Source organism: Paenibacillus sp. B01, from assembly GCF_009649995.1.
Lineage (GTDB): Bacteria > Bacillota > Bacilli > Paenibacillales > Paenibacillaceae > Paenibacillus_O > Paenibacillus_O pasadenensis.
The window spans coordinates 4,581,811-4,608,374 of record NZ_CP045802.1 but is presented as its reverse complement, the minus strand read 5'-3'; the positions used below and the strand labels follow the sequence as shown (position 1 = coordinate 4,608,374).

General features: G+C 65.9%; 26 protein-coding genes. 16 read left to right on the top strand and 10 right to left on the bottom strand.

Going from position 1 to position 26,564, the window contains the following annotated elements; all coding sequences use genetic code 11:
* Window positions 1-35: 35 nt before the first annotated feature.
* From GE073_RS19720 to GE073_RS19695, 6 genes are all read left to right on the top strand, one after another.
* Window positions 36-1,235, top strand: a complete 1,200-nt coding sequence (locus tag GE073_RS19720; RefSeq protein ID WP_153784154.1) for a glycosyltransferase family protein — start codon at window positions 36-38, stop codon at window positions 1,233-1,235.
* A 33-nt stretch (window positions 1,236-1,268) separates the two neighbouring features.
* The gene (locus GE073_RS19715) at window positions 1,269-2,615 is read left to right on the top strand and encodes a UDP-glucose dehydrogenase family protein (protein WP_153784153.1); all 1,347 of its coding nucleotides are present in this window, start codon (window positions 1,269-1,271) and stop codon (window positions 2,613-2,615) included.
* A gap of 248 nt (window positions 2,616-2,863) precedes the next feature.
* On the top strand, window positions 2,864-5,584 hold the full coding sequence (locus GE073_RS19710; RefSeq protein WP_153784152.1) for an S-layer homology domain-containing protein: 2,721 nt from the start codon (window positions 2,864-2,866) through the stop codon (window positions 5,582-5,584).
* Between the two features lie 94 nt (window positions 5,585-5,678).
* Window positions 5,679-6,233, top strand: a complete 555-nt coding sequence (locus tag GE073_RS19705) for a hypothetical protein (protein ID WP_028600490.1) — start codon at window positions 5,679-5,681, stop codon at window positions 6,231-6,233.
* A 6-nt stretch (window positions 6,234-6,239) separates the two neighbouring features.
* On the top strand, window positions 6,240-7,397 hold the full coding sequence (locus GE073_RS19700) for a copper amine oxidase N-terminal domain-containing protein (RefSeq protein WP_153784151.1): 1,158 nt from the start codon (window positions 6,240-6,242) through the stop codon (window positions 7,395-7,397).
* 43 nt (window positions 7,398-7,440) lie between these two features.
* A complete protein-coding gene (locus tag GE073_RS19695; RefSeq protein ID WP_101808059.1) occupies window positions 7,441-8,352 on the top strand; it encodes a hypothetical protein in 912 nt (303 codons plus the stop codon).
* Between the two features lie 1,469 nt (window positions 8,353-9,821).
* Here the strand turns inward: GE073_RS19695 and GE073_RS19690 are convergent.
* The gene (locus GE073_RS19690) at window positions 9,822-10,184 is read right to left on the bottom strand and encodes a helix-turn-helix domain-containing protein (protein ID WP_028600493.1); all 363 of its coding nucleotides are present in this window, start codon (window positions 10,182-10,184) and stop codon (window positions 9,822-9,824) included.
* Window positions 10,185-10,542: 358 nt separating this feature from the next.
* Here GE073_RS19690 and GE073_RS25560 point away from each other — a divergent pair, with 358 nt between their 5' ends.
* The 3 genes from GE073_RS25560 (at window position 10,543) to GE073_RS19675 (ending at window position 13,717) form a co-directional block, all read left to right on the top strand.
* Entirely contained in the window at window positions 10,543-11,571 is a 1,029-nt protein-coding gene (locus GE073_RS25560; protein ID WP_228551655.1) for an HNH endonuclease, read from the top strand.
* A gap of 451 nt (window positions 11,572-12,022) precedes the next feature.
* Complete coding sequence (locus tag GE073_RS19680; RefSeq protein ID WP_323744206.1) at window positions 12,023-12,571, top strand: CAP domain-containing protein; 549 nt, start codon at window positions 12,023-12,025, stop codon at window positions 12,569-12,571.
* Window positions 12,572-13,060: 489 nt separating this feature from the next.
* Entirely contained in the window at window positions 13,061-13,717 is a 657-nt protein-coding gene (locus GE073_RS19675) for a 3D domain-containing protein (RefSeq protein WP_228551653.1), read from the top strand.
* A gap of 75 nt (window positions 13,718-13,792) precedes the next feature.
* Here GE073_RS19675 and GE073_RS19670 read toward each other — a convergent pair whose 3' ends face one another.
* On the bottom strand, window positions 13,793-14,632 hold the full coding sequence (locus GE073_RS19670) for a polysaccharide deacetylase family protein (protein ID WP_153784150.1): 840 nt from the start codon (window positions 14,630-14,632) through the stop codon (window positions 13,793-13,795).
* 156 nt (window positions 14,633-14,788) lie between these two features.
* Window positions 14,789-16,045, bottom strand: a complete 1,257-nt coding sequence (locus GE073_RS19665; RefSeq protein WP_153784149.1) for a methyl-accepting chemotaxis protein — start codon at window positions 16,043-16,045, stop codon at window positions 14,789-14,791.
* 268 nt (window positions 16,046-16,313) lie between these two features.
* Between GE073_RS19665 and GE073_RS19660 the strand changes: the two genes are divergently transcribed.
* Complete coding sequence (locus tag GE073_RS19660; RefSeq protein ID WP_028600498.1) at window positions 16,314-16,742, top strand: hypothetical protein; 429 nt, start codon at window positions 16,314-16,316, stop codon at window positions 16,740-16,742.
* A gap of 72 nt (window positions 16,743-16,814) precedes the next feature.
* On the opposite strand, the gene GE073_RS19655 is transcribed toward GE073_RS19660, so the two are convergent.
* The 3 genes from GE073_RS19655 to GE073_RS19645 all read right to left on the bottom strand — a co-directional run bounded on the left by GE073_RS19655 (window position 16,815) and on the right by GE073_RS19645 (window position 18,981).
* Window positions 16,815-17,033: an alpha/beta-type small acid-soluble spore protein gene (locus GE073_RS19655; RefSeq protein ID WP_028600499.1), complete on the bottom strand. Its 219-nt coding sequence runs from the start codon at window positions 17,031-17,033 to the stop codon at window positions 16,815-16,817.
* 72 nt (window positions 17,034-17,105) lie between these two features.
* Window positions 17,106-17,963: a TIGR03943 family putative permease subunit gene (locus GE073_RS19650; protein WP_153784148.1), complete on the bottom strand. Its 858-nt coding sequence runs from the start codon at window positions 17,961-17,963 to the stop codon at window positions 17,106-17,108.
* Window positions 17,964-17,982: 19 nt separating this feature from the next.
* Complete coding sequence (locus GE073_RS19645) at window positions 17,983-18,981, bottom strand: permease (protein ID WP_153784147.1); 999 nt, start codon at window positions 18,979-18,981, stop codon at window positions 17,983-17,985.
* A 451-nt stretch (window positions 18,982-19,432) separates the two neighbouring features.
* On the opposite strand from GE073_RS19645, the gene trpS reads away from it, so the two are divergent.
* Window positions 19,433-20,416 carry a tryptophan--tRNA ligase gene (gene trpS / locus GE073_RS19640; protein WP_153784146.1) on the top strand — a complete coding sequence of 328 codons (984 nt, stop codon included), beginning with the start codon at window positions 19,433-19,435 and terminating at the stop codon, window positions 20,414-20,416.
* A 139-nt stretch (window positions 20,417-20,555) separates the two neighbouring features.
* On the opposite strand, the gene GE073_RS25140 is transcribed toward trpS, so the two are convergent.
* Window positions 20,556-20,723 (bottom strand): hypothetical protein, encoded by a 168-nt coding sequence (locus GE073_RS25140; RefSeq protein WP_164820167.1) that lies wholly within the window; start codon window positions 20,721-20,723, stop codon window positions 20,556-20,558.
* A 135-nt stretch (window positions 20,724-20,858) separates the two neighbouring features.
* Here GE073_RS25140 and GE073_RS19635 point away from each other — a divergent pair, with 135 nt between their 5' ends.
* Window positions 20,859-21,080, top strand: a complete 222-nt coding sequence (locus tag GE073_RS19635; protein WP_028600503.1) for an alpha/beta-type small acid-soluble spore protein — start codon at window positions 20,859-20,861, stop codon at window positions 21,078-21,080.
* 145 nt (window positions 21,081-21,225) lie between these two features.
* On the opposite strand, the gene GE073_RS19630 is transcribed toward GE073_RS19635, so the two are convergent.
* Window positions 21,226-22,212 (bottom strand): metal-dependent hydrolase, encoded by a 987-nt coding sequence (locus GE073_RS19630; RefSeq protein WP_153784145.1) that lies wholly within the window; start codon window positions 22,210-22,212, stop codon window positions 21,226-21,228.
* Between the two features lie 180 nt (window positions 22,213-22,392).
* Here GE073_RS19630 and GE073_RS19625 point away from each other — a divergent pair, with 180 nt between their 5' ends.
* Window positions 22,393-22,683, top strand: coding sequence for a hypothetical protein (locus GE073_RS19625; protein ID WP_153784144.1), 291 nt, complete (start codon window positions 22,393-22,395; stop codon window positions 22,681-22,683).
* On the opposite strand, the gene gerQ is transcribed toward GE073_RS19625, so the two are convergent.
* Complete coding sequence (gerQ, locus tag GE073_RS19620) at window positions 22,680-23,123, bottom strand: spore coat protein GerQ (protein ID WP_043111933.1); 444 nt, start codon at window positions 23,121-23,123, stop codon at window positions 22,680-22,682. The genes GE073_RS19625 and gerQ overlap by 4 nt on opposite strands.
* A 52-nt stretch (window positions 23,124-23,175) precedes the next feature.
* A complete protein-coding gene (locus GE073_RS19615) occupies window positions 23,176-23,598 on the bottom strand; it encodes a cell wall hydrolase (RefSeq protein WP_028600505.1) in 423 nt (140 codons plus the stop codon).
* A gap of 291 nt (window positions 23,599-23,889) precedes the next feature.
* Here GE073_RS19615 and cyoE point away from each other — a divergent pair, with 291 nt between their 5' ends.
* From cyoE to GE073_RS19600, 3 genes are all read left to right on the top strand, one after another.
* Entirely contained in the window at window positions 23,890-24,786 is an 897-nt protein-coding gene (gene cyoE, locus GE073_RS19610; protein WP_416362095.1) for a heme o synthase, read from the top strand.
* Between the two features lie 74 nt (window positions 24,787-24,860).
* The gene (locus GE073_RS19605; protein ID WP_153784142.1) at window positions 24,861-25,496 is read left to right on the top strand and encodes an SCO family protein; all 636 of its coding nucleotides are present in this window, start codon (window positions 24,861-24,863) and stop codon (window positions 25,494-25,496) included.
* Between the two features lie 93 nt (window positions 25,497-25,589).
* Window positions 25,590-26,522 (top strand): AEC family transporter, encoded by a 933-nt coding sequence (locus GE073_RS19600; RefSeq protein ID WP_028600507.1) that lies wholly within the window; start codon window positions 25,590-25,592, stop codon window positions 26,520-26,522.
* The last annotated feature ends 42 nt before the right edge of the window (window positions 26,523-26,564 follow it).

Genomic DNA, 26,564 nt, shown 5'->3' with positions numbered 1-26,564 from the left:
GCAGATTTCAGCTAGGGCAAAGGAGGCCGCGAGGCATGGTGTTATCGATCGCCTATTACGTTTCGGACTACGGCTACGGCCATGCCTCGCGCTCCATCGCGGTCATCCGCGAGCTGCTCCGCCAGGCGGACGAGGCCGGGCTGCCGCTGCAGCTGCATCTGGCCAGCGGCCGCACGCTGCCGCTGCTGGAGCGCTCGCTGGCAGGCGGCTTCGCCGCAGCGGCCCGGTCCGGCGGCCTCGATCATCGGCTGCTGGCGCGGCGCATCGACTCGGACCCGGGCTACGCGCTGCGTCCCGGCAGCCTGCAGGCCGATCCGCCGCGGCTGCGCGCGGAGGTCCTCGCCTACCTGGAGGGGCTGCCGCTGCGCATCCGCCGGGAGGCGGCCTGGCTCGGCTCGACCGGAGCAAGCCTGACCGTCTCGGACATCGTCGCGGAAGCGTTCCCTGCGGCCCGGCGGGCGGGCATCCGCAGCGTCGGCCTGTCCAACTTCACCTGGTACACCGCCTATCAGGAGCTGCTGCCCGAGGAGCTGCTCGCGCCGCTGGCCCGGCCTTATCTGGACATGGACGCCTTTGTGGCGTTGGCCGGAGCGAGCGAGCCGCAGTGGGGGAGCGAGCCGATCGAGCGGACCGGATATTTTTGCCGGGCTGCCGATCCGGAGCGCGCGACCGAGCTGCGGCGCCGGCTTGATCCGAGCGGAGAGAGGCGGCTGCTCGCGCTGTTTCCCGGTATGGGCTCGGGACCGGGCAGCCCGCTCGAGCGGCTCGGCCTGCTGCGCGATCCGCGCTGGCTGGCGGTCGTCTCCTCCGGCATGGAGCTGCCGGACGGGGCGGAGGCGGTCCGCATCCCGGAGAGCTGCACGGAATCGCAGCTGTACGTCGCAGCCTGCGACGCGGTGCTGACGAAGCCCGGCTGGGGCACCGTCTCCGAGGCGGTCTGCCTCGGCAAGCCGCTCGCGCTGCTGGAGCGGCCCGGCTTCCGCGAGGACCGCTGCATCGCGGAGACGCTCCGCGGCCGGCATCCGCTGCTGATGCTCGGCGAGCCGGAGCTCGCGTCGCCGGAGCTCGGCTGCCGGCTGCTGAAGCTGCTTGCCGGCGGGCCCGGCTCGGCGGCGGCTGCCGGCAGCCTGCTGGAGGAGGCGCCGCTCGCGCCGCCGGGAGAAGCGGCGCGGATCGCCGCCCGGCTGCTGGAGCGGGCCGCCGCAGGCGGACAGGCGCCCGGACTGAGCATGTAGAGAGTGTCCAATAAACGATCGGGAGTGGAAGCGATGAAGATTACGGTAGTAGGGACAGGATATGTCGGCCTCGTATCGGGCGTTTGCTACGCGGAGCTGGGGCACAGCGTCATCTGCGTGGACAAGGATCCGCTGAAGGTCGCGACGCTCCAGAACGGGGAGATCCCGATCTACGAGCCGGGCCTCCAGGAGCTGTCCGTGCGAAACGCGGAGCTCGGGCGGCTGCGCTTCACGTCGAGCCTCGGCGATTCGGTCAAGGGCGCGGATCTGATCGTCATCGCCGTCGGCACGCCGCCGCTTCCGGGCGGCCAGGCGAATCTGGCGTACATCGAGCTGGCGGCGCAGGAGATCGCGGACGCGATGGAAGGCCATCCCGTCGTCGCCATCAAGAGCACGGTGCCGGTCGGCACGAACGAAAAGGTGCGCGAGCTGATCCGGGAGCGGACCGACTGCCCGTTCGACAGCGTCTCGCTGCCGGAGTTCCTGCGGGAAGGGTCCGCCGTCTCCGACACGATGCATCCCGACCGGATCGTCATCGGCACCGACTCGCCGCGCGCCGAGGCGCTGCTGCGCGAGCTGCACGCCGGCCTCGGCTGCGCCTTCGTCGTCACCGACATCCGCAGCGCCGAGATGATCAAGTACGCCTCCAACGCCTTCCTCGCGACGAAGATCTCGTTCATCAACGAGATCGCCAACATCTGCGAGAAGGTCGGGGCCGACGTCACCCGCGTCGCCGAGGGCATGGGCCGCGACAAGCGGATCGGCGCCTCGTTCCTCAAGGCGGGCATCGGCTACGGCGGCTCCTGCTTCCCGAAGGACACGCAGGCGCTCATCCAGATCGCCGGCCACGTCGACTACGAGTTCAAGCTGCTGCGCTCGGTCGTCGAGGTGAACCAGGACCAGCGGTTCAACGTCATCCGCAAGCTCGAGACGATTTTCGGCGGCGAGCTGTCCGGCCGCACGGTCGCCGTCTGGGGCCTCGCGTTCAAGCCGGACACCGACGACGTGCGCGAGGCGCCCGCCCAGGAGATCATCGGCGAGCTGCTGGCGCGCGGCGTCGAGGTGCGGGCGTACGATCCGATCGCGATGGACAACTTCCGCAGCCAGTTCGGCAGCGGAGACGGCTCCGTCGTCTGGTGCGGCAGCGCGCTGGAGGCGGCGGCGGGCTCCGACGCGGTCTGCCTGCTCACCGAGTGGAGCGAGTTCGGCGAGACGGACCTGCAGCGGCTGCGCGCCGTCGTCCGCGAGCCGGTGCTGATCGACGGGCGCAACGCGTTCGACGAGGCCGCGCTCCAGGGAACCGACTTCATCTATTATTCCGTCGGCAGGCCGAGCCTCGCCCGCGGCGTCAAGGCTCCCGTGCCGGAGCTGAGCTACTAGAACCAAGCCGCACGCCGCTTCGGCGGCGGCTTTGCGCGTCAAGCCGAGCGCCGGGCCGAGCGGCAGGCAGAGCGTCAAGCTGCACGCCGGGCCGTGCGCTCGGGCAGCGCGCCGGGCAGCGCACTGGGGCTGCGCGCTCGGGCAGCGCTCAAGCCGCGCCTTAAGCCGGGCGCGGTACGGCGCCTTGCTCGGCGGCCGGCCTGCTATCTCCCGCAACGCCTATCCGAACAATCGAGGTGAGGAAACCTATGACGAATCATCGCAAGCTGTCTCTGGCCATGCTCGCCGCTGTCATGGCGGCCGGCCCGTTGTCCGCGCTGCCTTCGGCCGCGCTTTCTTCCCTGTCCGGCGGCGGCATCGCCAGCGCGGCCGGCTCGCTGCCGCAGCCGCCGAACATCGACGGCGCGCTGGCGCAGCTGTACGCGCTGCATGAAGCGCTGCTGGCCGGAGATCCGGCCGACCTGCAGGACGTGCTTCGCTTCCGCGAGGAGCTCGAGGCGCTCGATCCGGCCGCCGAGTTCCAGCTCGCCGCGCCGGTATGGGACAAGATCGACGCCAAGCTGCCGGCTTCGGCGGACCGCGAGTTCATCCGGAACAACCTGTTCGCGCTGTACCGCGACACGCTCGCGCTGACGTACCGTCCTACCTACGACGACCTGCGCAAGCTGCGCTCCAACGCCGACTACCGCGCGGCGCTGGCCGCGATCGTGCGCGCGGGCGGCGACAGCGATCTGACGATGGACGAGGTCGTCGCGTTCTTCTACGGCGACGGCGGCTCGCGCCTCGGCGTCGAGGGCACCGTGCGCAAGCGTATCGCCGAGCTCAGCCAGGCGCAGCTGTTCCAGCTGCTCTACGAGCCGCAGAAGCGCAACGAGCTCATGCTGCGCGTGCTGAACGACCTGCTCGCCCGCACGGACGAATATACGTTCGCCGCGATGCTGCAGGAGTACGGCATTACGAGCATGGACCTGCAGCAGACGATGGTGGGCTTCCAGGAGCGGCTCGCGTACGAGAAGCCGGCCGCGTCGGCGCTGCTCGTCGCGCTCATGCGGCTGACGAGCGCCGAGCAGGTGCAGGTGTCCCAGCAGGGACGGCAGCATCAATACTCGCTGACCGTCAGCGGCATCGCCATTCCTTCGGTAGCGCTCACCTGGGCCAAGCTGTCCGGCAGCGACGACGTGGCCGTCACGGGCAGCGGCATCGTTACGATCCCCGGCAGCGCCTCCTCGGGGAGCGCGGTCATCCAGGCCCGGCTGCTCAACCCGTACGGCGGCCCGGACAAGGTCATCTTCCAAAAGGAGATTACGCTGACGGCCGAAGGCGCGACGCCGACGCCAAGCGCGTCTCCGACGCCGACGCCGAGCGAGTCCCCGACGCCGACGCCAAGCGCGTCTCCGACGCCGACGCCGAGCGAGTCTCCGACACCGACGCCAAGCGCGTCTCCGACGCCGACACCGAGCGAGTCTCCAACGCCGACGCCGAGCGCGTCTCCGACGCCAAGTCCGACGCCGGACCCTGGCGGAGGCGGCTTCCCGGGCTTTCCCGGGTTCCCCGGGTTCCCCGGCTTCCCGACGCCGACCCCGGGCAGCGGAGGCGGGTCCGGCGAGGAGCCGGGCAACACCGGTCCGGGCAGCGTAGCGGAGCAGATCGCGGCGATCCTGCAGCAGTATTTCGCCAAGCTCGAGTCGATCAAGCAACGCTACAACGCCACGAGCTCGATCAGCGAGAAGCTGAAGCTGATCCGAGAGGCGTTCAAGGCGGCGCAGGAAGCGCTCGATGCGATCGGCAAGATCAAGATGCCGGCGCCGACGCCGCGCTCGGCCGGAGCCTTCAGCGCCGAGTGGAACGCCGAGGAGGCGGGCAGCCAGTTTTCGGCCATCTCGGACGCGGCGGCCCAGATCAAAGGCGCGCTCGCCGATTTCGAGGGAGCCGGACAAGCCGGCACGGGCTCGCTGCGGGTGAGCGCGGAGCTCGACTTTGAGACGGAGCAGGCCGACAGCTGGTCGCTCGACATCCCGGCCGAGGTGCTGGAGTCGGCCAAGAGCAGCGGCATCGACTTCATCGGGCTTCAGGCGGAGGGCGCGCGCGTCTCCGTGCCGGTGGCGGCGCGGACCGGCAAGCTGTCGATCACCTTGAGCCGCCTGCAGGACAGCGCCGTCACCTCCGCCTCCAGCCTGCCGCTGGCGTCGAGAGCGTACACGTACGAGATCGAGCAGTCCGGCCGCAAGATTACGAGCTTCGGCAGGCCGGTGCGGCTCGAGCTGCCTCTCTCGCGTTCCGGATCGGTCGACGCCGACCGGCTGAGCCTCGTCAAGATCCGGGCGGGCCGGGCAGCCGACTTCCAGTCGGGCGTCGCGGGCTCGGTCTACTCGGCGGACGTGCAGGATGCCGGCTCGGTGTACGCGGTCGTCGAGAACCGGGTGGCGTTCAAGGACATTCCGGCTTCGCATTGGGCGCGGACGACGATCGAGACGATGGCGGCCAAAGGCATCATGAACGGCGTATCGGCCGGCGCCTTCGAGCCGTCGCGCAGCGTGACGCGCGCCGAGTTCGCCAAGATGCTCGTGCGCACGTTCAACCTTGGCGCCGACGCGGTGCCGCTGACGTTCAAGGATGTCCGCGAGTCCGACTGGTTCGCTCCGTATGTGGGCACTGCGGCGGCGAGCGGCATCACGAGCGGCCGCAGCGCCGACAGCTTCGCTCCGCATGCGGCGATCAGCCGCCAGGAGATGGCCGCGATGATCGCGCGCGCTCTCCAGCAGGCGGGCGGCTATCCGACGTCGCTGCTCACCGAGCAGGCGCTCGCGAGCTTCAAGGACCGGGCTTCCGTCAGCGCTTCGCTGAAGCCGGCCGTAGCGATCGCCGCGCAGCTCGGCATCATCGGCGGCGGCGGCGAGCTGAAGCCGCAGCAGCAGGCTTCGCGCGCCGAGGCGTCGGCGATGCTGTACCGCGCCGCCAAGCAGCTGTAGCCGAATCGAATCGCGGGGGCGGAGCCTTCGCCGGACGGAGGGACATCCGTTCGGCGTCCGCCCTTGCTTTCGTTGCGGGGAAGGAGGATGGATCATGCGCAAGCGCGTGAAAAGGCTGCTGATCGGCCTCGCGGCCGCGCTGCTGCTCGGAGGCGGAGGCTGGATCGCCGCCGAGCGCGCCGCCGACAAGGCGCTGGCCGCCTTCATGGAGCAGCTCGCTCCCCAGCTGGCGGCGGAGGCGGGAGCTTCGGCAGCGGCCGCAGGCGATCCGCTCCTGGCGGGAGCGGTCCCGCCCGCTGCGGGCGCTGCCGCCCCGCCGCTGGAGGCGGAAGGGGCTCCGGCAGCGGCCGGCTCCGAGGCGAGCGGCGGCCCGTCCGGCGCGGCAGCCGCGCCGGCAGTGCCGGCGGCCTATGCCGACGCTGCCGCCCGGCTGTCCGCAGCCGAGAAGCGGGAAGCGCTCTCCATCGTCGCCGGCGCGATGGACCGGCAGGAGGCGCTCGGCCTGCTGCGGCTCGCCGCAGGCGGGGTGACGGCGGAGGAGAAGGAGCAGATCAAGCGCAAGCTGCGGGCCGGACTGGACGAGGCCGATTACGGCCGGCTGCGCGAGCTCGCGCGCAAAGCGCTGGACAAGAAGGATGAAGGAGGCTGATCGGATATGAATCGGAATGGGGCAAGCAAAGGGGCGCTGCTGGCGGCCGCGCTGCTGCTGTTCTCGCCCGCAGCGGCGGGATCCTCGGCGGCCGCTCCGGCCGCCAAGGCCGCGGCAGCGGCGAAGACGGTGTCGGCGCTGTCGCTGCCGGCGACGATCGCGGTCGGGGGCCAGGTGCTCGTGCTGGACAAGGGGAGCTCGGTCTTTTTGCATGAAGGAAGGACGTACCTGCCGCTGCGGGCGGCGTCGGAGGCGCTCGGACTGGAGGCGGCGTGGGACAACGCCGCCAAGAAGCTGTCGCTGCAGCAGCCGTCCGATGCCGGGCGCCAGGCGCTGGCGGCGAAGCTGGCCGCTCGGCTCAAGGCGGAAGGCCGCTCGGCGGACGGAGGCGTCAAGCTTGCCCTGACGCCGGTCCCGGTCCGCTTCCACGCCTTCGGGCAGGAGGCCGCGCTTCCGTCCGGGCAGCAAGTATTCATCGCCAAAGGCACGCTTTACGTCCCGCTGCGCTTCGCCGCGGAGCTGACGGGAGCGTCCGTCGCCTGGGACGGCAAGCGGCTGCGCGTCGACATCACGCCGGAAGCGCAAGCCGGCAGCGGCGGCGGGGCCGAGGACGGACTGAGCGGCGGGGAGGACGTCGCCGCTCCGCCGGCCGGCGGAGCCTCGTCGCCGGCCCCGACCGCTTCGCCGTCTCCGGCCGTCCCGCCTGCAGGCGGAGGCGGAGGAGGCTGGGCTCCGCCTCCGGCAACGCCTGCGCCGAGCGCCTCTCCGGCTCCATCGGCGCCTCCGGGCTCTCCGGCTCCATCGCCGACGGCATCGCCGTCTCCAGGCGCAACGCCGACGCCGTCTCCTTCGGCATCGGAGGAGGAGATCCACCGCCAGGCAAGGAGCGAAGCCGACGCGCTGCGCGGCAAATGCCGCAGCGATCTCGTCGCGCTCGCGCTGCGCTACTCGTCCGCCTCCACGGGCGCGGAGAAGGCGAAGGCGCGGCAGGAAGGAGAAGCCGTATTCGCGGCTTGCGACGCTGCGTTCGAGCGCATCATGAGCGGGACGAGAGCGAAGCTGGAGGCCGGGGGCTATTCGACCGAGCGTCTGCAGGAATACCGCAAGGAATATGAACGGGAGCTGGCGGAAGGGCGCGCGCTGCTGGAGGGACTGCTCGGCTGATTCAAGGACGCGCGCAGCATAAGCGAAAGAGGGGACGGTCATCATGGGCCATCGAAACAAGCGCAAGAAACGTTCCGTCGTCGGCCGCGGAGGGCCCCGGGCCGGGCGCCTGCTGCTCGCGCTGGCGATGGCGGCGGCCGTCGTGCCGGCCGTGCTCGGGTATCTGAATCATCGCGAGCTGGAACGGGGAACGACGGAGACGGCGATGGCGCTGCTGCCGCAGCGCTCCGCGGCTCCCGCGCCCTCGCCGGCAGGCGCAGCAGCGGACCCTGGCGAGGGCACGGGGGCGAGCGGCGCGGCGGCGAGCGGAGACGGAGCGGCCGAAGCTGCGCCTCCGCTCGCCGCTGGTGCCGGCGACGCTGCGAAGGAAGCTTCCGGCGAAGCTCCCCAGTCGGCCGCCGCCGGTGCCGAAGGCGACGCGGAGGAAGCATCCCAGTCGGCCGGCGCGGGAGCGGGCGGCATCGCGAAGGAGGCTTCTCGGCCAGGCGGCGCGGGAGCGGGCGGGCCTTCGCCTGCGGGAGGGCAGTCGGCCGGACAGCCGGCGGGAGCTGCTCCATCGGCGGCGCCGTCTGCGGCGAAGCCGCCGGCCGCGAGTGCCGAGCCGGACACTGCCGTCTACGAGCGGAGGCTGGAAACGATCCGCGAGCAATGCGTCTCGGCGGGAGCCTCGGTGCTCCAGGAAGGCGAGGCACGGCTCCGCGAGGCGAGGAGCGGAGAGCTGACGGAGCAGCAGCGGCAGCAGGCCGGCGCGGAGCTTGCCGGCGAGATGGAGGCTGCCGAATCTGGCTGCCGCAGCCGCTTCGACCGGCTGATCGCGGAGGCGGAGCAGGCGAATGTCCCTGAGAGCGAGCGCAGCAAGTGGAAGCAGAGCTACGAGCAGTCCCGCGTGCTGCTGCGCGCCGGGCTGAGCAAGCAGCTCGACGCCTTGGCGTCGGCTGCAGACCCGCTTAGTTAGTTAGGGGCATCTATCCCCGCCTTTTTGCCCTCTGCTTCGTCACGCAGGCTCGACGTACCCCTGGGTACGCCTATGCCTGCATTCCTGCAGGGATCAAAAATCCGGCCCTATCTGCCTCCTTCGGAGTATGCAAACACGCCCTAGAGCGTGCCCTAGAGCGTGCCCTAGAGCGTGCCCTAGAGCGTGCCCTAGGGCGTGTTCCGCGACGGCCGGCGCCTGATCCTCGACGGGCCGTGGGCGTTGGCTGGCAAGCGAAAGGGGCCGCAACTTCAAGAGGGCTGTCCCGCAGGTCGATATCTGACCTCGGCCAGCCTGTTCGTTGCTTCCGCATGCGCGGTTATTCCGCGCGTAGGAGGCGCGCCCAAGCCGCAGCGGCAAGCTACGCGCGGTTTTTCCGCGCGTAGGAGGCGCGCCCAGGCCGCAGCGGCAAGCTACGCGCGGTTTTTCCGCGCATAGGCGGCGCGCCCAGGTCGCAGCGGCAAGCTGCGCGCGGTTTTTCCGCGCATAGGCGGCGCGCCCACGCCGCAGCGGCAAGCTACGCGCGGTTTTTCCGCGCATAGGCGGCGCGCCCAGACCGCAGCGGCAAGCTACGCGCGGTTTTTCCGCGCATAGGCGGCGCGCCCAGGTCGCAGCGGCAAGCTACGCGCGGTTTTTCCGCGCATAGGCGGCGCGCCCAGGCCGCAGCGGCAAGCTGCGCGCGGTTTTTCCGCGTGTAGGAGGCGCGCCCAGGCCGCAGCGGCAAGCTACGCGCGGTTTTTCCGCGTGTAGGCGGCGCGCCCAGGCCGCAGCGGCAAGCTACGCGCGGCTTTTCCGCGTGTAGGCGGCGCGCCCAGGCCGCAGCGGCAAGCTACGCGCGGTTTTTCCGCGTGTAGGCGGCGCGCCCAGGCCGCAGCGGCAAGCTACGCGCGGTTTTTCCGCGCGTAGGAGGCGCGCCCAGGCCGCAGCGGCAAGCTGCGCGCGGTTTTTCCGCGCGTAGACGGCGCGCCCAGGCCGCAGCGGCAAGCTGCGCGCGGTTTTTCCGCGTGTAGGAGGCGCGCCCAGGCCGCAGCGGCAAGCTACGCGCGGTTTTTCCGCGTGTAGGCGGCGCGCCCAGGCCGCAGCGGCAAGCTACGCGCGGTTTTTCCGCGTGTAGGAGGCGCGCCCAGGCCGCAGCGGCAAGCTACGCGCGGTTTTTCCGCGCATAGGCGGCACGCCCAGGCCGCAGCGGCAAGCTGCGCGCGGTTTTTCCGCGCATAGGCGGCGCGCCCACGCCGCAGCGGCAAGCTACGCGCGGTTTTTCCGCGTGTAGGCGGCGCGCCCAGGCCGCAGCGGCAAGCTACGCGCGGTTTTTCCGCGCGTAGGAGGCGCGCCCAGGCCGCAGCGGCAAGCTACGCGCGGTTTTTTCGCGCGTAGACGGCGCGCCCAGGTCGCAGCGAGCTGTGGCGGTGTCTGACTGCTCTCAGGCAGATAAAAAAACCGGTCAAGGCGGTTCAGCCTTGGCCGGTTTGATCGTTGCGGAGCCTTTCGCGGACGACGCGCTCGAGCAGCAGCCGGACGAGCTCGACGTCCTCTTCCTCCAGCGGAATTCCGTCCCAGTGCAGCTGCTGGAGGTTCAGCCATTCGCGGGCGTTGCTGCTCGGCTCGACCGGCTCGGCATATTCCGTGAGGCCGAGCAGATAATCGGACGTCGTATGCAAGCGGCGCGCGATCGTCTGGATCGATTCCAGGGTCGGCTGGCGGTATCCGGACTCATAGCCGGCGTAGGTGCTTTTGGCGACCCCAACATAATCGGCTACTTCCTGCATCGTAAGCTTTCTCTTTTTACGCAGCGCTTTGAGTCGTTTCGCAAACATCCGCCACCATCCCCCCTGCGGCCTACGTTCCCGTCCGGTGCCGCCAAGGCGTTCCAGAGGGTTCATGCCGGTCTGAAAATGTCACATGTACTGAATATTCGTATTATAGCATGGCTTCTAGGAAGATGCACCCGTAATTATAGGACATTAGTAACATGGCATTGAGACTATAGTCTCAACATCGAGCCGAAAATTTGTATAAATTGTCATTATTGGACGTGACGGGTTATTTCAAGCGGGCTTTCTCGTTCCGCACAGCGGTGTTTCGAAAAGCGAACCGCTTACGGCGCTGTTTATCGGCAAGCTCCGTTATGGTATGCTTTGGAGAAAGACACTCGGCGAACGGAGCGTACGATTCATGGATACCAAACAATGCGCCGTATGCGGCCGCGACAAACCAGAAGGAGCCTTCCCGAAGCGCACCGGCCGCAAGGGGCGCAGAGGCACGTGCAGAGCTTGCCAGCGCAGGCGCAAGCGGGACGAAGTCGGTGCGGAGGCTCTGCTCCCGCCTGCCGCCGCTCGTCGTGCGCGCGGCCGCGCGGCCGTCCTCGCCCCGGGAGCGTCCGCCGCCGCGCCGACCGCCGGCGGGGGCGAGCGTGCCCCGGGAGCGTCCGTCGCCGCGCCGGCCGCCGGCGGGGGCGAGCGCGCCTCGCAATCCGTCGCCGCGCCGGCTGCCGCCGCGGCCGAACGGGACCCTGCCGCCGGCAAAGGAGCGGCCGCCGTTGCGGCGGCGCGGAGAACCGCGCCCGATCCGCCGGCCGCCGCTTCCGGACGGGAGCCGAGTCCGGACAGCCCGGCCGCGGAGGCGCGGCCTTCCGCCGGCGCTTCCGGCACGGACGCCGCGCGCTCGCCGGAGGCGGCCGTCTCGTCGGCCGATGTCGTCTCGGAGACGGGACCGTCCAAGCGCAAGCGCAAGCGCCGCCGCCGCCGCAAAGGGCGCAAGGCGGCCGTCGCCGCTTCGCATTCCCATACGCCGGGAGTGCGCTTGCCGTACAAGCCTATCCGGCCGTTCAAGGGTCCTTTTTCGTACGATCCGTCGGTGCTCAACGATAGAGGAACCGGCCTCATCCAGCTGCGGGGCCGCCGCGAGAGCGGCAAGCGCTGGCATACCGAAATCGACCGCGACATCGCGGTGCGCATGGTTCAGGAAGGGGCGGCCGGCATTCTGCATCCGCGCCTCATCCACAAGCTGTACACCAAGAGCGATTTCCGCCTGCTCATCCTGCAGCGGGACAACTATGTCTGCCACTATTGCGGCCGCTTCGGCGATACGATCGACCATGTGTTTCCCAAGTCCAAGGGCGGCCTGAGCACCCCAGACAACTGCGTCTGCGCCTGCTCCGCCTGCAACCTCAAAAAAGCCGATACGCTGCCGGACTATCTCTAGATCCAAAAGTCGAGCCGGATGCGCTCGGCTTTTTTTTTTTTCGTTCTCTTTTTCCCGTTTAGAACTCCGAACGCCGATGAGAGAATTCTCATTGCTCTCAGGACGCGTTTCGCAACCCGCATCCCGACTGAATTTCGAGCCTTCGAGCGTTCTCATTTTTCAGTCTCCAGCTTGAGTTGCCAGGAACTAACAGCGTTTTTCGGCGGATCGGCGTGCTAGGATAGAGGAGCGAAAGGCTTGCACGGCCTTTTACTCGACCTTCGGCTGACGAAGGATAACAGGAGGAGAATTCATTTTGAATAAGAAATTTCTATCTCTAGCATTGGCCGCCGGAGTCGCGTTCACGGGCGTCTCGGCCGCCGGAACAGCCAGCGCAGCGCCTGCTCAGCCTTCTTCTTCGGCCTTGCTTCAACAGCTTTATGCCGGCTCGGGCTTCAACTTTGAAGAGCTTTTGAATAAACTGCAGCAAAACGGCTTTACATGGCCGGGATATACGGCGAAGCCGACGACGGCCCCAACGGCGACGCCGAAGCCGACGACGGCTCCAACGGCGACGCCGAAGCCGACGACGGCTCCAACAGCGACGCCGAAGCCGACGACGGCTCCAGGGTCCGGACAGGAGGAGAGCGGCACGGCCACCTTTGCGCAGCAGGTCGTCACGATCGTGAACCAGGAGCGCGCCAAGCAAGGATTGGCCGCGCTCAAGAGCGACTCGCAGCTGTCTGAAGTCGCGCTCGTGAAAGCGAAGGACATGTACACGAACAATTACTTCTCGCATACGTCCCCGACGTACGGCTCGCCATTCGACATGATGAAGCAGTTCGGCGTGACGTACAGCTATGCAGGCGAGAACATCGCCAAAGGCCAGCGCACCCCGGCCGAAGTAATGAATGCCTGGATGAACAGCGCGGGCCACAAGGCCAACATCCTGAAGGCCGAGTACACGAACATCGGCGTCGCGTACCATAACGGCGTCTGGGTGCAAATGTTCAAGGCGTAATCTCTTTCTGTAGATCGGCTTGACCGGGCAAGGGCTGTCTTCGATTCGCCATGAGGCGAACGGGGGCAGCCCTGTTCGGCTTTCCGGAGAGCATCGAGGGCTCGGGCGCGATCTTGCTGCATGGAACGGAATTGAGCGGAATCTAGCGGCATCGAACGGGATCGGCAGGCAGCGGGCGGCCCGGCAAATGACGCGTCTGTACGGAGTTTTTGGTCGCCACCCTCTCGGCGAGGCTGCATTAGAGTTTTTTCATCCGCCGCCCATGCGCGGTGTCTGCGGGACGCTTCGGGCCTTGCGCGCCTAAGGATTGACCGCTGTCGGGCGAAAATGAGAGCCTTTCATAATCCGCAGCTGGTTGTTTTTGGCTGGTCCGCCGCGCGGAAGCCTGTGTTATTCTGACACCCGTAGGTTTTTGCGCGGACCGCACCATTCCGCTGCCGGGCCCGACGAACGGAGCCCGAAGCGTCCCACCAAGGAGGAACCATGCCCATGACGATGAAGACCATGCTCCGCCCGATGATCAAATCCGCCGCCGCCGTTTTGGCCGGCCTCGCGCTTTTGAGCTCTCCCGTATCGGCCTCCGCCGCTACGACGTATGTCGCCAAGGACGGCGATACGTTCTGGAAGCTCGCGCAGGCGTTCCATGTTCCGCTGGACAAGCTGATGGAGATGAACGAAGGCATCGAGCCGACGAACATCTACTCCGGCTTGAAGCTCTCCATTCCGGCCGGCACGACGATCCACGCCTCGTCCGCCGGCATCCGCCTGATCGCCGCCGACGAGGGAACGAAAAAAGTCATCGATCCGACCGGCAAATCCTACGAGGTAGGACGCACGCTTCAGATCAAGGCAAGCGCCTATACGTCCGCGGCTTCCGAAAACGGAAAATGGGGAGCGGTCGACTATTTCGGAAACCCGCTTCGCGTCGGCACCGTCGCGGTCGATCCGAAGCAGATTCCGCTCGGAACGAAGCTGTACATTACCGGCTACAGCTACGACGGCCTGCCGGTCGGCGGCATGATCGCGACCGCGACGGATACGGGCGGCAGCATCAAAGGAGACCGCATCGACATCTTCGTGCCCGGCACGACGGCCGAAGCCCGTTCGTTCGGCTTCCAATGGGTCAAGGTGCATGTCCTGACCTGATCCAAGTCAAACCAAACCATACCGCTTCATTTAGATAGAAGAACCGGCTCCTTTCGCCAAGGAGCCGGTTCTTTGTCAATAGAGGCGCATTTTCTCGATTTCTTCCGATTCGCCGAGCAGCTCCGGCACCGTCACCATCTCGTAGCCCTGATCGCGTAGCATGCGGATGAGGCGGGGCAGCGCCTTGACGGTGCCGCTCAGATCCTCGCCGATGCCGCCGCCGGCATGCTGCAGGATGATGCTGCCCGGTGCGAGCGTCTTTTGGGCGTTGCGCACGATCTGGTCGGCGGACAGCCCTCTCCAGTCCTGCGTATCGACATCCCAATTGACGACGAAGTAGCCGCGGCTCTGGGTCCACATCAGCTGGCGGGGCGTGATTTCTCCGTAGGGAGGCCGCAGGAAGCGCGGCGTGAATCCGAGATGGGTCCTGAGCAGACGGCTCGTCGACTCGATCTGCTCCTCGAACTTCGAGGGAGGCAGTTGGGCGTACGACGTATGGTCGTACGAATGATTGCCGATGGCATGACCTTCCGCGCGGATGCGGCAAAGCACGGAGGGCGCCTTCGCCGCTCTTTCTCCGACGACAAAAAAGGTGGCCCGCACATGCTCTCGGGCCAGAATGTCCAGCACCTCCGGCGTATACTGCTCGTCCGGCACATCGTCGAACGTCAGCGCCACGCGCTTGATGCCGGCCGGTCCGCGCGTGGCGAACGCCCCGGGATATTCCCGCGAGAGCGTAATCCAGGAAACCGTCCTCGGCTTGAGGGCGGCCGCCTGAACGACCGCTCCCGCCGGGGCAGCGGTCGGGGCCTCCCCGGCGGAAGCGGCGCCGGCGATCTTCGGCGTTCCGCCCAGAAGCGGCAGCAGCGCGAGCAGCAGGGCGGGCCAACCCGGCCAACGGCGCAAAGGCTTCATCGGTACACCTCCTACAGGGATCAAGCCGGCCTTCCGGATGGCGGGCCCGAGGCTTGCGGATTAGCTATTCCCTGCGTTCCCCCGCTCCATACGGCCCATCGGCCTTGAAGAGAGCAACGGACCGATGGCGGCGCCCTCCGCGGACGGGAAGACGGATCAGATTTTGAAAATCTGAATCGTGCGCTGCAGCTGGGAAGCCATCTGCTGCATGCGTCCGGTCTCCTCGACGATCGTCTGGATGGAGTCGACCTGCTCGTTCATCGAAGCGGACACCTGCTGGGTGCCAGCGGCGGACTGCTGCGTGATCGCCGAGATGTTGCCGATGGCCTCGGAGATGGCGCGCGCGTTGTCCAGCATGCTCTCGCTCTCGCGGGCGAACTGCTCGATCTGGCTGGAGATGAACTGCACGCTCTCCACGATCTCGCGGAACACCGCTTCGGTCTCGCGCAGCATCTGCGACTGGAGCTCGACGGCCTGCTCGTTGATCTTGATGTTGGCGTTGGCGTCCTTGAGGCCGTGCTCGATGCCTTTGACGAGCGTGAACACTTCCTTGGTCGACGCCGTCGATTCCTCGGCAAGCTTGCGCACCTCCTGGGCGACGACCGCGAAGCCCTTGCCGTGCTCGCCGGCTCGGGCCGCCTCGATGGAGGCGTTGAGCGAGAGCAGGTTCGTCTGCTCCGCCAGATCGGAGATCGTGCGGGTGATGGCGGAGATGCCGCCAGCCGCCTCGGACAGGCGGGCGATCGCCTCGGAGACATGGGCCGCGGCCTCAGCCGTGCGGCGGGTGCCTTCGGCCTGCGTCTCGACGGACTGCTGCCCGCGCTCGACGAGGCGCATCGCCGCCTCCGAGCGCTCGTTCATCATGCGGCTCGATTCGGCGTAGGTGGCCACCTTGGACTCGATCTCGCGGATCGAGTCGCTCATGCCGCCGACCTCCTCGGCGATTTCGCCCGCTCCGGAGGCGAGCTCGCCGGCCGAGGTGCCGACCTGCTCCATGACGGCTTTCACTTGCGAGTTTTTGTTGTAGATGCTCGTGCTCGTCTCGTTGACCATGCGCCCGATGCGGGACGTGTCGGCGAGAATCTCGCGGAGCTTGTCGATCATGCTGTTGAAGGAGTGGGCCAGCTGCCCCAGCGAGGCGCTGGACGTATCGACCCGCTGCGTGAAGTCGCCCTTGGAGATGCCGTAGGCGACCGTCGTCATCTCCTCGATCGAGCTCGTGAGCGAGCGCTCCACGACGGCGGCGAGCGGATAGGAGGCGGCGGCTCCGGCGACGAGCGCGACCGCGACCGGCCAGAGCGGCGAGCCCGCCATCAGGCTGAGGACAAGGAAAAACAGGATGGAGACAGCGAGCGCCGTAAAGATGCCGAGGCGAACCTTGTTCTTGATGGAGAGAGAATGATACCATTCCATGCTGAAATCGACTCCTATCGCTGATATGGATAAAGAAAGCGTTACCTAATAATCGGTAATCCGACCATGAAGATGTAGACCTGGGGCCAGGGAAACGAAAAAAAGGGGGAATCGCGTCGAAAGGTGCTTAAGTCCTATTGGGAAGTAGATCGATGTACCCTAAAAAGGGTTAAAACTCTATCCTATTCTGTTAATATTTAGTTGAACCTGAAAAAACGCTGTCCTATAATGTCGCTAAACGACTTCATTTCGATCGGAGGTGAATTAGATGCAAAGCAACAGCGCTTCGCCTCTGGCACGGCAAGTCGACTTTGTATTCCGTCAGCTTGAGTCCGAGCTTACCCATGCCTCCTCGGGTACAGTGCTGATCCATATCCGCAACAATACGGTCGGAAAATACGGCATCCGCCACAATCCTATCGAGCTGAAGCCTCCCGCCTCCCCCCAATCGCCAGCGGGATTGACAGCCGAGCAGGTCAAGGAATTCCGGCAGATGGCGGTGGATGCGCTCAAGAGCAAGTGGAGCTGGACCCATGGCGAGCTTCTATACGACTTCTCGGTGCGCCGCCAAGGAGCCGCCTCCAGCTGGTCGGCCAGCATGCTATGCGAATCGAATTACAATATGGCCAGTTCTCATTTCCGCTACGAGCCGAGGCATCCCGGCCTGTGGGATCGCGGCAGCGTGTCGGAAGAATGATGTTCCCTGAAAAACAGCCTTTGTCCATGGCGGACAAAGGCTGTTTTTCGTTCTATCTTCGGAGCTGCGCTCTCAGCGCATAGGACGGGCGTTGCCGGACAGCTGCTGCTCGGCGATCTCGACCAGACGTTTCGTTATGTAGCCTCCGAGAGAGCCTGCATCGCGGGTCGCCATGTTGCCGTAATAGCCGTCTTGAGGAATCTGGATGCCCAGCGCCTGAGCGGCCTCGTATTTCATCTGCTCCAGGGCGGCTTGGCAGCCCGGAACGACGAGCCTGTTGTTGCTTGCCATATGCGTCACCTCCTTTTTGATGGAGGTAGTATGCGCCTCGTCTGCCAATATATGCACATCGGGGTCCTCGATTTAAAAATCGGGATCTAGATAGACGTACGGGGAGGCGGGCGGAGGAGCGGATCGCGTCTGTTCGGCTCGGAGCACGAGCGCGGGCTGGCCGTCGTAGACGCCTTCCTCGAGCACGCCTTCCACCGTGAGCCACTCGTCGGTCCGCCGCTGCTTCGCCTGCGCGTCGAGGACCGGCAAGCCGTAGGCCCGGGCGTCGGCGGGACAGCAGGAGACGGCGAAGCGGCTGAGCAGATAGACGCCGTCCGTCGCGCCGGAATCGCGATGGACGAAGCCGGTCAGGCGGATGCGATGGCCTGCGAACGCTTTTCGGTACAGGTCGATCGACGAGAGCGTCTCGATATAAAGCGGCTCCGGAACGTCGATCAAGGGCAGCGCGTGCAGCCGGCGGGCCAGCTCGGCATAAGGACGGGTGAATTCGTCGAACGGAAACGCTTCGGCATCCGCCGACGTGTCGGAGCGCTGCGGATGCTCCGCCGCGGCGCCGTGCAGATGGATGCCGGCGCGGGCGGCGTCGGCGCTGCCGAGCGGCACGGCGGGCAGCAGCCCGAAGGCGATCGGCAGCAGGAACATCGCGTACACGGCCAGCTGCCTCGGTCCCGCAGCCGCAGGGCCGTGGGCGCCGCAGCCGCAGTCCGCTTCGGCGTCGTCGCCCTGCCAAGCGCGCAGCGCGATCCAGAGCCGGAATACGGCGAGCGCGAACAGGGCGAGCGCGGACAGCTTGACGCCGAGCTCGAGCTTCGGCGCGATGTAGCGGTTCAGCGTCCCGGTCCGTGCAAGCTGCGTGAGCGACAGCGACAAAGCCGCGAGCACGGCCGATTTGGCCGCATGATGCAGGGCGGCGAGAGCGGTTGGAGCCATTTTGCGGAGCGCCTCCTTGTCAAGGAAGATAGACGGCTTCGAGCAGCCAGGAGCCGGTCAGCGTGAAGACGGCGGCCAGGCTGGCGACGAGCAGAACCGTGCGGGCGCGGAACGAAGCGAGCAGGAGCAGCAGGCTCTTGAGATCGATCATCGGTCCGAAGACGAGGAAGGCGAGCAGCGCGCCGTTCTCGAAGCTGCCGCCGAAGGAGGCGGCGACGAACGCGTCCGACGTCGAGCAGAGCGAGAGCAGGAAGGCGACGCCCATCAGGAACAGATGCGACAGCAGCTGGTTGCCGCCGAGCTCCTCGAGGAAGGAGCGGCTGACGGCTGTCTGGAACAGCGTGGCCAGCGCGGCGCCGAGGATAAGATATTTGCCCATGTCGAAAAACTCGTCCGTCGCATGGAGCGCGGCCGACTGCAGCCGGCCTCCGAAGGGGCGCGCCGACGGCTCCTCCTGCGGCAGCGAAGCGTAGAGCGAGGCGAGATCGGCCTTCAGCGGATCGCTTTTGAGCGTCTTCCACAGGATGGCTCCGATCGCGAAGGCGACGGCGAAGGCGAGCCCGGTCCGCGCGATGGCCATCTGCGGCGTGCCGCCAAACGCGGCCCAGGTGGACGAGAAGACGACGGGGTTGACGACCGGTCCGGCGAGGATGTAGGCGATGCCCGCGTAGGCGGGCATGCCTTTGCGGATGAGGCGCCGCACGGCCGGGATCATGCCGCATTCGCAGAGCGGAAAGACGATGCCGAGCAGTCCGGCCGCCGTCACCGCGAGCAGCGGATGGCGGGGAAGGAGGCGGCGCAGCAGCCGCTCCGACAGATAGATCTGCACGACGGCGGAGATGGCGACGCCGAGCAGCAGGTAGGGCAGCGCTTCGAGCAGGATCCCGATGAAGACGGAGCCGAAGCGGGACGCGGCAGCCGCGTCCAGCCCCATGTCGCGCCGCGCGATCAGCAGCAGGATTGCACCCGCGCCGATCGTCGAAACGGCGGCGAGCAGCGGCAGCAAGCGTCGGGTCATCGAAAGGAGCTCCTTTCCGGTCCGGCTTGTCCTGTCCTGCGCCGAGAAAGGGCGGACAGGCTGGACGTTCCTCCTCCATGCCTATGCGCGCTCCGCCGAGGACAGAACGGGAAAATCCGCTTTCTGGCCGCATAGTCCGGTTTGGCCTGCTCGCCTTGACTTTTCGCAGAGCGGGACTATAATCGTTCTAAAGGCAACGACAGAATGGAGTACGCGCAGCCAAGGACGTTTCCCAGAGAGCCGGCGGATGCTGAGAAGCCGGCGGAACGGACCGCGCGGAATGGACTCTGGAGCCGGGCTTGTCCCCGCTTGATCCCCGTTAGCGGATCCAAAGGCCGATGCAGCCCCGAAGCGGGCGCCGGCGAATTAGGGTGGCACCACGGTCTCTCGTCCCTTGCGGAGGAGAGGCCTTTTTTGCGTTCAAAAATTCCAAGAGAAGGCGTGAAGCAAGATGAAAAAAGTGCTTTCCGGCATCCAGCCGAGCGGCCAGCTGACGCTCGGCAACTACATCGGAGCTCTCCAGAATTTCGTCCGCCTGCAGGAGACGCATGAATGCTACTTCATGGTCGTCGACCTGCATGCGATCACCGTTCCTCAAGAGCCTGCCGCGCTGCGCGAGCAGTCTCAGTCGATCGCCGCCCTCTATCTGGCGGCGGGCATCGACCCGCAGCATGCGGCCATCTATATGCAGTCCCATGTGCGGGCGCATGCGGAGCTCGGATGGCTGCTGACGACGCTGACGTCGATGGGCGAGCTGGAGCGGATGACGCAGTTCAAGGACAAGTCGGCGGGCAAGGAGTCGGTCGGAGCCGGGCTGTTCGTCTACCCTTCGCTCATGGCGGCCGACATTCTTGTCTACAATGCCGATCTCGTGCCGGTCGGCGACGACCAGAAGCAGCATCTGGAGCTGACGCGCGATCTCGCAGGCCGCTTCAACAGCCGCTACGGCGACTATTTCACGATTCCGGAGCCGTACATTCCGGAGATCGGCGCCCGCATCATGTCGCTCGACGACGTCTCCAAAAAGATGAGCAAGAGCAACCCGAATCCGGGCAGCTTCATCGCTCTGCTCGACGAGCCGGATGTCATCCGCAAGAAGATCAGCCGCGCGACGACCGATTCGGGCCGCGAGGTCCGGTTCGACCGCGAGTCGAAGCCCGAAGTGAGCAATCTGATGGGCATCTACTCGCTCATGTCGGGCCTCTCGCTGCCGGAGGTCGAGGCGAGATTCGAAGGCCAGGGCTACGGTCCGTTTAAGAAAGAGCTGGCCGAGCGCATCGTCGACGTGCTGGAGCCGCTGCAGCAGCGCTATCGCGAGATCCGCAGCTCCGGCATGCTCGAGGAAGTGCTGAAGCAAGGCGCGGAGAAGGCGTCCGTCGTCGCCGACCGCGTCGTCGCCGGCGTCAAGGAGCGCATGGGCTTCCTTAAGTCCTGATCTGGCCGCAGGCCGAGGCGCGGCTGGCGGCTCGCCTTCCGCGGGCTCAGGCAAGCCGCATGAGCCATGCGCGCGCAAAAAAGAAGCGTCTGCCCGTTGCGGGCGGACGCTTCTTTTCGTTTTGCCTGCAGCCGGCCGCTCAGCGCTTCTTGAGGCGCGACTTGAGCACGAAGCCGGCTCCGATGAACAGGAACGTGGCCAGTCCGAGCGCGATGGCGGCGCGGCCGCTGTAGCTGATGGAGATCGCGGTGGCGGTCATGAGCGCTACGGACAGCAGGGCGTAGACGAGAGCAAGGGGCTTGGACATGGGGAACGGCCTCCCGAATATAAAGTGGAGAAAAAAACGCGATAGTGAGAATAGAACGAAGCAATCGGAACATAATAAGCTTGCAAGCTTGCAACACACACAACACAGTGCGAACTTCGAAAGGAGCAATTCACAATGGCAAGCAACAACAGCGGCAGCAACAGACTGGTCGTACCAGGCGCAAAACAAGCCCTTGAGCAACTGAAATTCGAAGCGGCACAATCCCTGGGTGTTCAAATCCCGGCTGACGGCTACTACGGAAACGTAGCTACGCGCGACGCTGGATCGCTGGGCGGCTACATCACCAAGAAACTGGTGCAAATCGCCGAGCAGCAGCTGTCCGGAACTCAACGCTAAGCCATACAAGAAAAGGTCCAAGGGAAACCTTGGGCTTTTTTTCTGCTTTTGCCGGGCCAGGCGCACGGGAAAAATGCCGCGCGGCGCACGAAAGCCCCCATCTATTGTGCAGGATGGGGGCGCTCTCGGTCAACCGGCAGGACGTTCAATACGTATTCATCCGCAGCCTCTTCTGCAGCCGATCGTCGCTCAGCCAGCCGACGTACGAGCCGAGCGTCTTGTAGTCGCGGTCCATGACGACGACGGCGACGAACGGATATTGCTTGCGATGCCGATAGCGGACGTCGAACCAGCGCACCTCGTACCCCCAGGCATGCTCGGTCATCTCCGAGCAGGCGAACGAGGTGAAATAAAGGAACGAGCGGACGGAGGCGTCGAACTTCGACTGGTCGATCGCCTCATGCTCCTCGCAGCGGGCGGTGCCCGTCCACGAAAGCTTGCCGCCGCGCAGGTCACCGATGCGGAAGGCGCCGTCCTTGAGCTGCTTCACGACGTTCCAGCTGGCGGGCTTCAGCGTCGGGATGAGGATGTAGCGCTCGCCCTCGGCCGCTTCGGGGTCGAGTCCGGGCAGCGAGCTTGCGGTGCGCCGATGGACGAGCGTTCTCCAGACATAATAAAGCACGACGAACGCGTAAAGGACCGGGAAGACGACCTGAGGGGCGGCCGCTCCGAGCGCCCACAGCAGCAGGGCGGCGGCATGGGCGGCGAACAGGAACGGATCGAAAATATGGATGATGTTCCAGGAGATCCATTTGGACGAGATCGGACGGGCCGCCTGCGTGCCGTACGTATTGAAGCAGTCGCTGAAGACATGCACCGAGACGGCGAGCAGCACCCAGAAGGCGAGATGCGTCCACGAGACGTTTCCGCGCCAGGCGAGCGCGATCGCGGCGGTGATGAGAAGCGTCCAGCCGAGCACGGCCGGCAGCGAATGCGAGGCTCCGCGGTGGTTGCGGATATAAAGCGCGTTGCTTTTCAACCTCAGCAGGCCGTCCAGATCCGGCGCCTGGGAGCCGATGATCGTGCCTGCGAGGACGGCGCCGAACATCGCCGGGCTGGCGGCGACGATGGGATCGACGGTGGCGAGTCCGGCGAGTCCGAGACCGAATACGAGATGAGTGCCCGTATCCATCGGTGGATGTCCCCTTTCGATGTTGGACTTCTCTCTAGGCTCCCCCGGGAGAAGGCGGATTATCCGGCTTGAGGCGAGCTGGCCGGGACGGGCCGCGCTTGTCCGGCAGGCCGGTCAATGGTAGGATGAGGCGATCGACCTCGGGCGTTGCGTCGCCCGGGTGCGGACAGGAGGACAAGGATGGACGGATATGCGCTGATGGTGGAGTACAAAATTGAGGAGCGGCACCGGCTGGATTACCTGGAGCGGCTCCGGGAGCTGCGCGAGCGCTGGCCGGACGTCCGGCTCTATGAAGGCTCCGAGCAGCCGGGACTGTTCGTGGAGATTTGGCCTGCGGCCTCGGAGGCGGCGGCCAAGGCATGCCAAGAAGAGCGTCTGGACGGACGCTCTCCTTGGTCGGCAATCGGAGGCTGGACGGCAGGCGGGGCGGGCCGCATCCATGCGTGGACGTTCCGCCCGGCGCCGCTCTAGCGCTGGGCGGCCGGAGTCTGGTTCGTGATGGTCTGCCCCTGAAAGCTGTACTCGTACGCGATCGGACCGTCGAACGTGACATAGTCCAGGTTCAGCGTGAGCAGCAGGTAGCGCATGCCGGTGGACGGATCGCTGATGATGATATGGTCGCGTCCGGCCGCCTCGACGATGCCGCGGAATATTTTGGCGTTCCACTCTTTGTTGTTCTCGTACGTCATGTAGAACGTAGCCATCTTGCCGCGGTTCAGGCGCAGGATGTTCTCGACGTAGGATTCCTCGGTCGCCGGCAGCATCTGCACCGTTCCGCCCTGAGGCGTGACGACGGCGCCGCTCGGCACGGCCGGCGGCATGGCGACGAAGTTGCCTCCGTAAGGCGATTGCATCGGCATGCCGGGATAGCCGCCGTGGGCGTACATACGGTAATCGTAAACATTCGACATGGTTGTTTCCCCGCTCTCTAGTGGTTGTCGTTGCTTGGTCCTGCAGCTTGCTTCAGTAGACGTCCGGACAGTCCTCGGCGGTCGGCGCGAAGAAGCAATGCGCCTTGAAGCGGCCCGTATTGGCCTGATTGTACCAGGTGCCGGGGCAGCTGCCCGACGGCCGGAAGAACCAGAGCGCGTTGCTCGCCGGATGCTGGCGCTCGCCGGCGATGACCCGCTCGGCGAGCCGGATCTCCTTGTCGCGCGCCTTCTGATAGAAATAGCTTTTTTGCACGGCCTCGTATCCGCCCGGACTTTGATACACCATATCGGGAATCGACCGGATGTTGCGGAAGTCGAGGCAGTTGCCGAGGACGCGGTTGACGCTGACGTTGCCGACCATGAGCATGCCGAGCTCGCCTTCGCCCTCCGCCTCCGCCCTCATCAGCCGGGCTAGCAGCCTCGTATTCTCGGCGTTCGTCTTGATGACGGCCATCTTTCTGATCACGCTCCTCCTGCGGGAGTCTGGCCTTGAGCCGGATGCCCTCCGCCTGGGCTCCTGACCACATCTCTAATCTATGCGGGCCGCCGCGGTGTGTTCCTGCGGACAATCCTGCAGCTGCAAAAAAAGTCGGATTGTTGACGCTCCGGCATGTCGAAATCTTGAACAACTTCGGCGCTCCGTTGTCACCGTGTTTGATTTTCGGTATCATAAGTACCGTTGACTACTGAAGCCCTTAGCGCCCCGTTGCGCTTTTGCCGCTCCAAAAACAGGAGGCGCACGAATGTGCTGAAAGACCTGATCGCTCTTACCAAGCCGGGCATCGTCCGGATGAATGCTTTTGCCGCGTTCGGCGGCTTCTGGGTGGCGTCCAAATGGCAGATCGACTGGCTGCTGCTCGTCTGGATGCTGGCCGGAACTTGCTTGACGATGGCTTCGGCCTGCGTCATCAACAATTACTGGGACCGCGAGCTCGACACGCGCATGGAACGCACCCGCAACCGCGCGCTGCCGACGGGCCGGGTCTCTCCACGCTTCGTCATCACCTACGGCGTCGTACTCGGCGCGGCGGGACTGGCGCTGCTGTTCGCGCTCGATCCGCTGACCGGCTGGCTCGGCCTGCTCGGCTGGTTCGTCTATATCGTCGTCTACACGATCTGGCTCAAGCGCAGCTCGACGTGGAGCACCTCGATCGGCGGCGTGTCCGGCGCGATGCCGCCGGTCATCGGCTATGCCGCCGTCACCGGCGAGATCGACGCCGGAGCCTGGATCCTGTTCGCGCTGCTGTTCCTCTGGCAGCCCGCCCATTTCTGGTCTCTAGCCATCCGCAGGGTGGAGGAGTACCGCGCCGCCGGTTATCCGCTGCTGCCTGTCGTCAAAGGCATCCGTCGCACCAAGCTGCAGATGATTCCGTATGTGCTGCTGCTCATCCCGACTGTCATTCTGATGTACGCGTACGATTATGTCGGACCGTGGTTCCTGTGGATCTCGGGCATTCTCACCGTCGTCTGGTTCGTGCATACGTTCACCGGCGTCTACGCCTCCACCGAGGAGAAGACGGAAAAATGGGCGAAGGTCAACTTCCTCATTTCGGTCAATTATCTGCTGATCGTGTTCCTGCTCATGATCGCGGACACGTCGCGCCAAGCCGGCCTGTCGATCTGGACGAGCCTTTTCTCCTGATCGGCCTCGCGCCGCCGGAGCCCGCAGCGGCTCCGCCTACATAAGGCCATGGGGGCCATAAGGAGAGAATTACGTTGACCTTCATCCGCAGGCACGCCTTCAAGATCGCCCTCTTCGCGCTGTGCGCGCTGATGGGCGCCTATCTGCTCGTCACCTATCTGCAGGAGAACCGCAGCTCGGTCAGCTTCCCGATGGACACGCCGGCCCCGGCGTACACGCTGCAGAGCGAGCTGGACGGCGGCAAGGCCTTCTCATCCGCCGAATCGGACGGCAAGGTCCGCCTCGTCTACTTCTATTGGGCGAGCTGCCCGGACGTCTGCCCCGCGACGACGTTCATCCTGTCCAAGGTGCAGGACCAGCTCAAGGAAAAAGGGCTGTTCGGCACGAAAGCCGAGCTGCAGTCGATCACGTTCGATCCCGAGCGCGACACGCCAGAGGCGATCCGCTCGTTCGCGGCCAAGTTCCATGCCGATCCGGCCGGGTGGCGGTTCCTGCGCCAGGACGACGCGGCCGCCTCGGAGCAGCTCGCCAAGGACTTCGGCCTCATGGTCGTCAAGGACGAGTCACGCAATTATTCCCATACCGACGCCATTTTCGTCGTCGACAAGAAGGGCAGCATCCGCAAGTACATCATCGGCGGCAACGATCTCAAGAAGACGCCGGACGAAATCGCCGCCTCCCTCGTCGAGGCGGTCGAAGCTCTCACCTAGACCAGGCTGGCCGCTTGCGGCGCCGCGCCCTTTCCCGGGCCGCGCCGCGAGCGCCGGCCTTTTGCCGTCCCGCAAAGAAAGGAAGGCGCGCCCATGGCTCTGCTCGGCTCGATCCTGCTGCACAACATCATTCCGCTCTGCGTCATGATCCTGATCGGGGTGTCCCTGCAGCGCATCTTCACGCTCGACATCCGCACGCTGTCCAAGCTGAACTTCTACCTGTTCTCTCCGGCCGTCATCTTCAAGCTGCTGTACTCGACGGACATTCCGGTCTCGCTGATCGGGCAGGTGCTGCTGTTTTTCGCCGTGTTCATGGCGCTCCAGTACGCCTTCGTCGAGCTGGTTGTCCGCCTGCGCGGCTACGAGGGCGGGATGCGGGCGGCGATGCGCAACAGCGTGCTCTTCTACAACAGCGCCAACTACGGCATTCCGCTCAACCAGCTCGCCTTCGCGGCGAATCCGTTCACGCTGTCGATCCAGGTGCTCATCATGATGATGCAGTCGCTGCTGCCCAATACGTACGGCATCTACAGCGTCAACGCGCATAAGAGCAGCTGGGCCGGCATCCGCCGCCAGATTCTGTCGCAGCCGGTCATCTACGTCATTCCGCTTGCCTTCCTGCTCAACTGGACGCAGACGCCGATGCCGGTCTACCTGCAGACTCCGCTCGACTATGTGGCCGACGCGTTCATCGGCACCGCGCTGCTGACGCTCGGCGTGCAGCTCGGGAGCATGAAGCGGGGCGCCGCGCCCAAGGCGGGCCGCGGGCTCGATCTCGGCCTGTCGCTCGGGCTGCGCCTTGCCGCCGGCCCGGCGCTCGCCGCGCTGACCGTCTGGCTGCTCGGCATCGACGGCCTCGCCGCCAAGGCGCTGATCGTCAGCTCCGCCGTGCCGACCTCGCTCAGCAGCGTGCTGCTGGCGGTCGAATTCGACAACGAGCCGGAATTCTCCTCGCAGGCGGTGCTGCTGTCGACGGTCGCGAGCATCGCGACGGTGACGGGCGTCATCGCGCTGCTGGACCTCTAATCGCGCTTCCCCCCAGTGCCGATAAAGGGAAGAGTTGCATCA

Excerpts from the sequence above, each read along its gene's own strand:
- GE073_RS19670 (WP_153784150.1), bottom strand. The coding sequence starts at position 14,632 with ATGAAGCCTTTGCGCCGTTGGCCGGGTTGGCCCGCCCTGCTGCTCGCG.
- GE073_RS19635 (WP_028600503.1), top strand. The coding sequence starts at position 20,859 with ATGGCAAGCAACAACAGCGGCAGCAACAGACTGGTCGTACCAGGCGCA.
- GE073_RS19615 (WP_028600505.1), bottom strand. The coding sequence starts at position 23,598 with ATGGCCGTCATCAAGACGAACGCCGAGAATACGAGGCTGCTAGCCCGG.
- GE073_RS19690 (WP_028600493.1), bottom strand. The coding sequence starts at position 10,184 with ATGTTTGCGAAACGACTCAAAGCGCTGCGTAAAAAGAGAAAGCTTACG.
- GE073_RS19630 (WP_153784145.1), bottom strand. The coding sequence starts at position 22,212 with ATGGATACGGGCACTCATCTCGTATTCGGTCTCGGACTCGCCGGACTC.
- GE073_RS25140 (WP_164820167.1), bottom strand. The coding sequence starts at position 20,723 with ATGTCCAAGCCCCTTGCTCTCGTCTACGCCCTGCTGTCCGTAGCGCTC.
- GE073_RS19665 (WP_153784149.1), bottom strand. The coding sequence starts at position 16,045 with ATGGAATGGTATCATTCTCTCTCCATCAAGAACAAGGTTCGCCTCGGC.
- GE073_RS19600 (WP_028600507.1), top strand. The coding sequence starts at position 25,590 with ATGGCTCTGCTCGGCTCGATCCTGCTGCACAACATCATTCCGCTCTGC.
- gerQ (WP_043111933.1), bottom strand. The coding sequence starts at position 23,123 with ATGTCGAATGTTTACGATTACCGTATGTACGCCCACGGCGGCTATCCC.
- GE073_RS19650 (WP_153784148.1), bottom strand. The coding sequence starts at position 17,963 with ATGGCTCCAACCGCTCTCGCCGCCCTGCATCATGCGGCCAAATCGGCC.
- GE073_RS19675 (WP_228551653.1), top strand. The coding sequence starts at position 13,061 with ATGACGATGAAGACCATGCTCCGCCCGATGATCAAATCCGCCGCCGCC.
- GE073_RS19700 (WP_153784151.1), top strand. The coding sequence starts at position 6,240 with ATGAATCGGAATGGGGCAAGCAAAGGGGCGCTGCTGGCGGCCGCGCTG.
- GE073_RS19645 (WP_153784147.1), bottom strand. The coding sequence starts at position 18,981 with ATGACCCGACGCTTGCTGCCGCTGCTCGCCGCCGTTTCGACGATCGGC.
- GE073_RS19705 (WP_028600490.1), top strand. The coding sequence starts at position 5,679 with ATGCGCAAGCGCGTGAAAAGGCTGCTGATCGGCCTCGCGGCCGCGCTG.
- GE073_RS19655 (WP_028600499.1), bottom strand. The coding sequence starts at position 17,033 with ATGGCAAGCAACAACAGGCTCGTCGTTCCGGGCTGCCAAGCCGCCCTG.
- GE073_RS19695 (WP_101808059.1), top strand. The coding sequence starts at position 7,441 with ATGGGCCATCGAAACAAGCGCAAGAAACGTTCCGTCGTCGGCCGCGGA.
- GE073_RS19715 (WP_153784153.1), top strand. The coding sequence starts at position 1,269 with ATGAAGATTACGGTAGTAGGGACAGGATATGTCGGCCTCGTATCGGGC.
- GE073_RS25560 (WP_228551655.1), top strand. The coding sequence starts at position 10,543 with ATGGATACCAAACAATGCGCCGTATGCGGCCGCGACAAACCAGAAGGA.
- trpS (WP_153784146.1), top strand. The coding sequence starts at position 19,433 with ATGAAAAAAGTGCTTTCCGGCATCCAGCCGAGCGGCCAGCTGACGCTC.
- GE073_RS19660 (WP_028600498.1), top strand. The coding sequence starts at position 16,314 with ATGCAAAGCAACAGCGCTTCGCCTCTGGCACGGCAAGTCGACTTTGTA.
- GE073_RS19710 (WP_153784152.1), top strand. The coding sequence starts at position 2,864 with ATGACGAATCATCGCAAGCTGTCTCTGGCCATGCTCGCCGCTGTCATG.
- GE073_RS19720 (WP_153784154.1), top strand. The coding sequence starts at position 36 with ATGGTGTTATCGATCGCCTATTACGTTTCGGACTACGGCTACGGCCAT.
- GE073_RS19625 (WP_153784144.1), top strand. The coding sequence starts at position 22,393 with ATGGACGGATATGCGCTGATGGTGGAGTACAAAATTGAGGAGCGGCAC.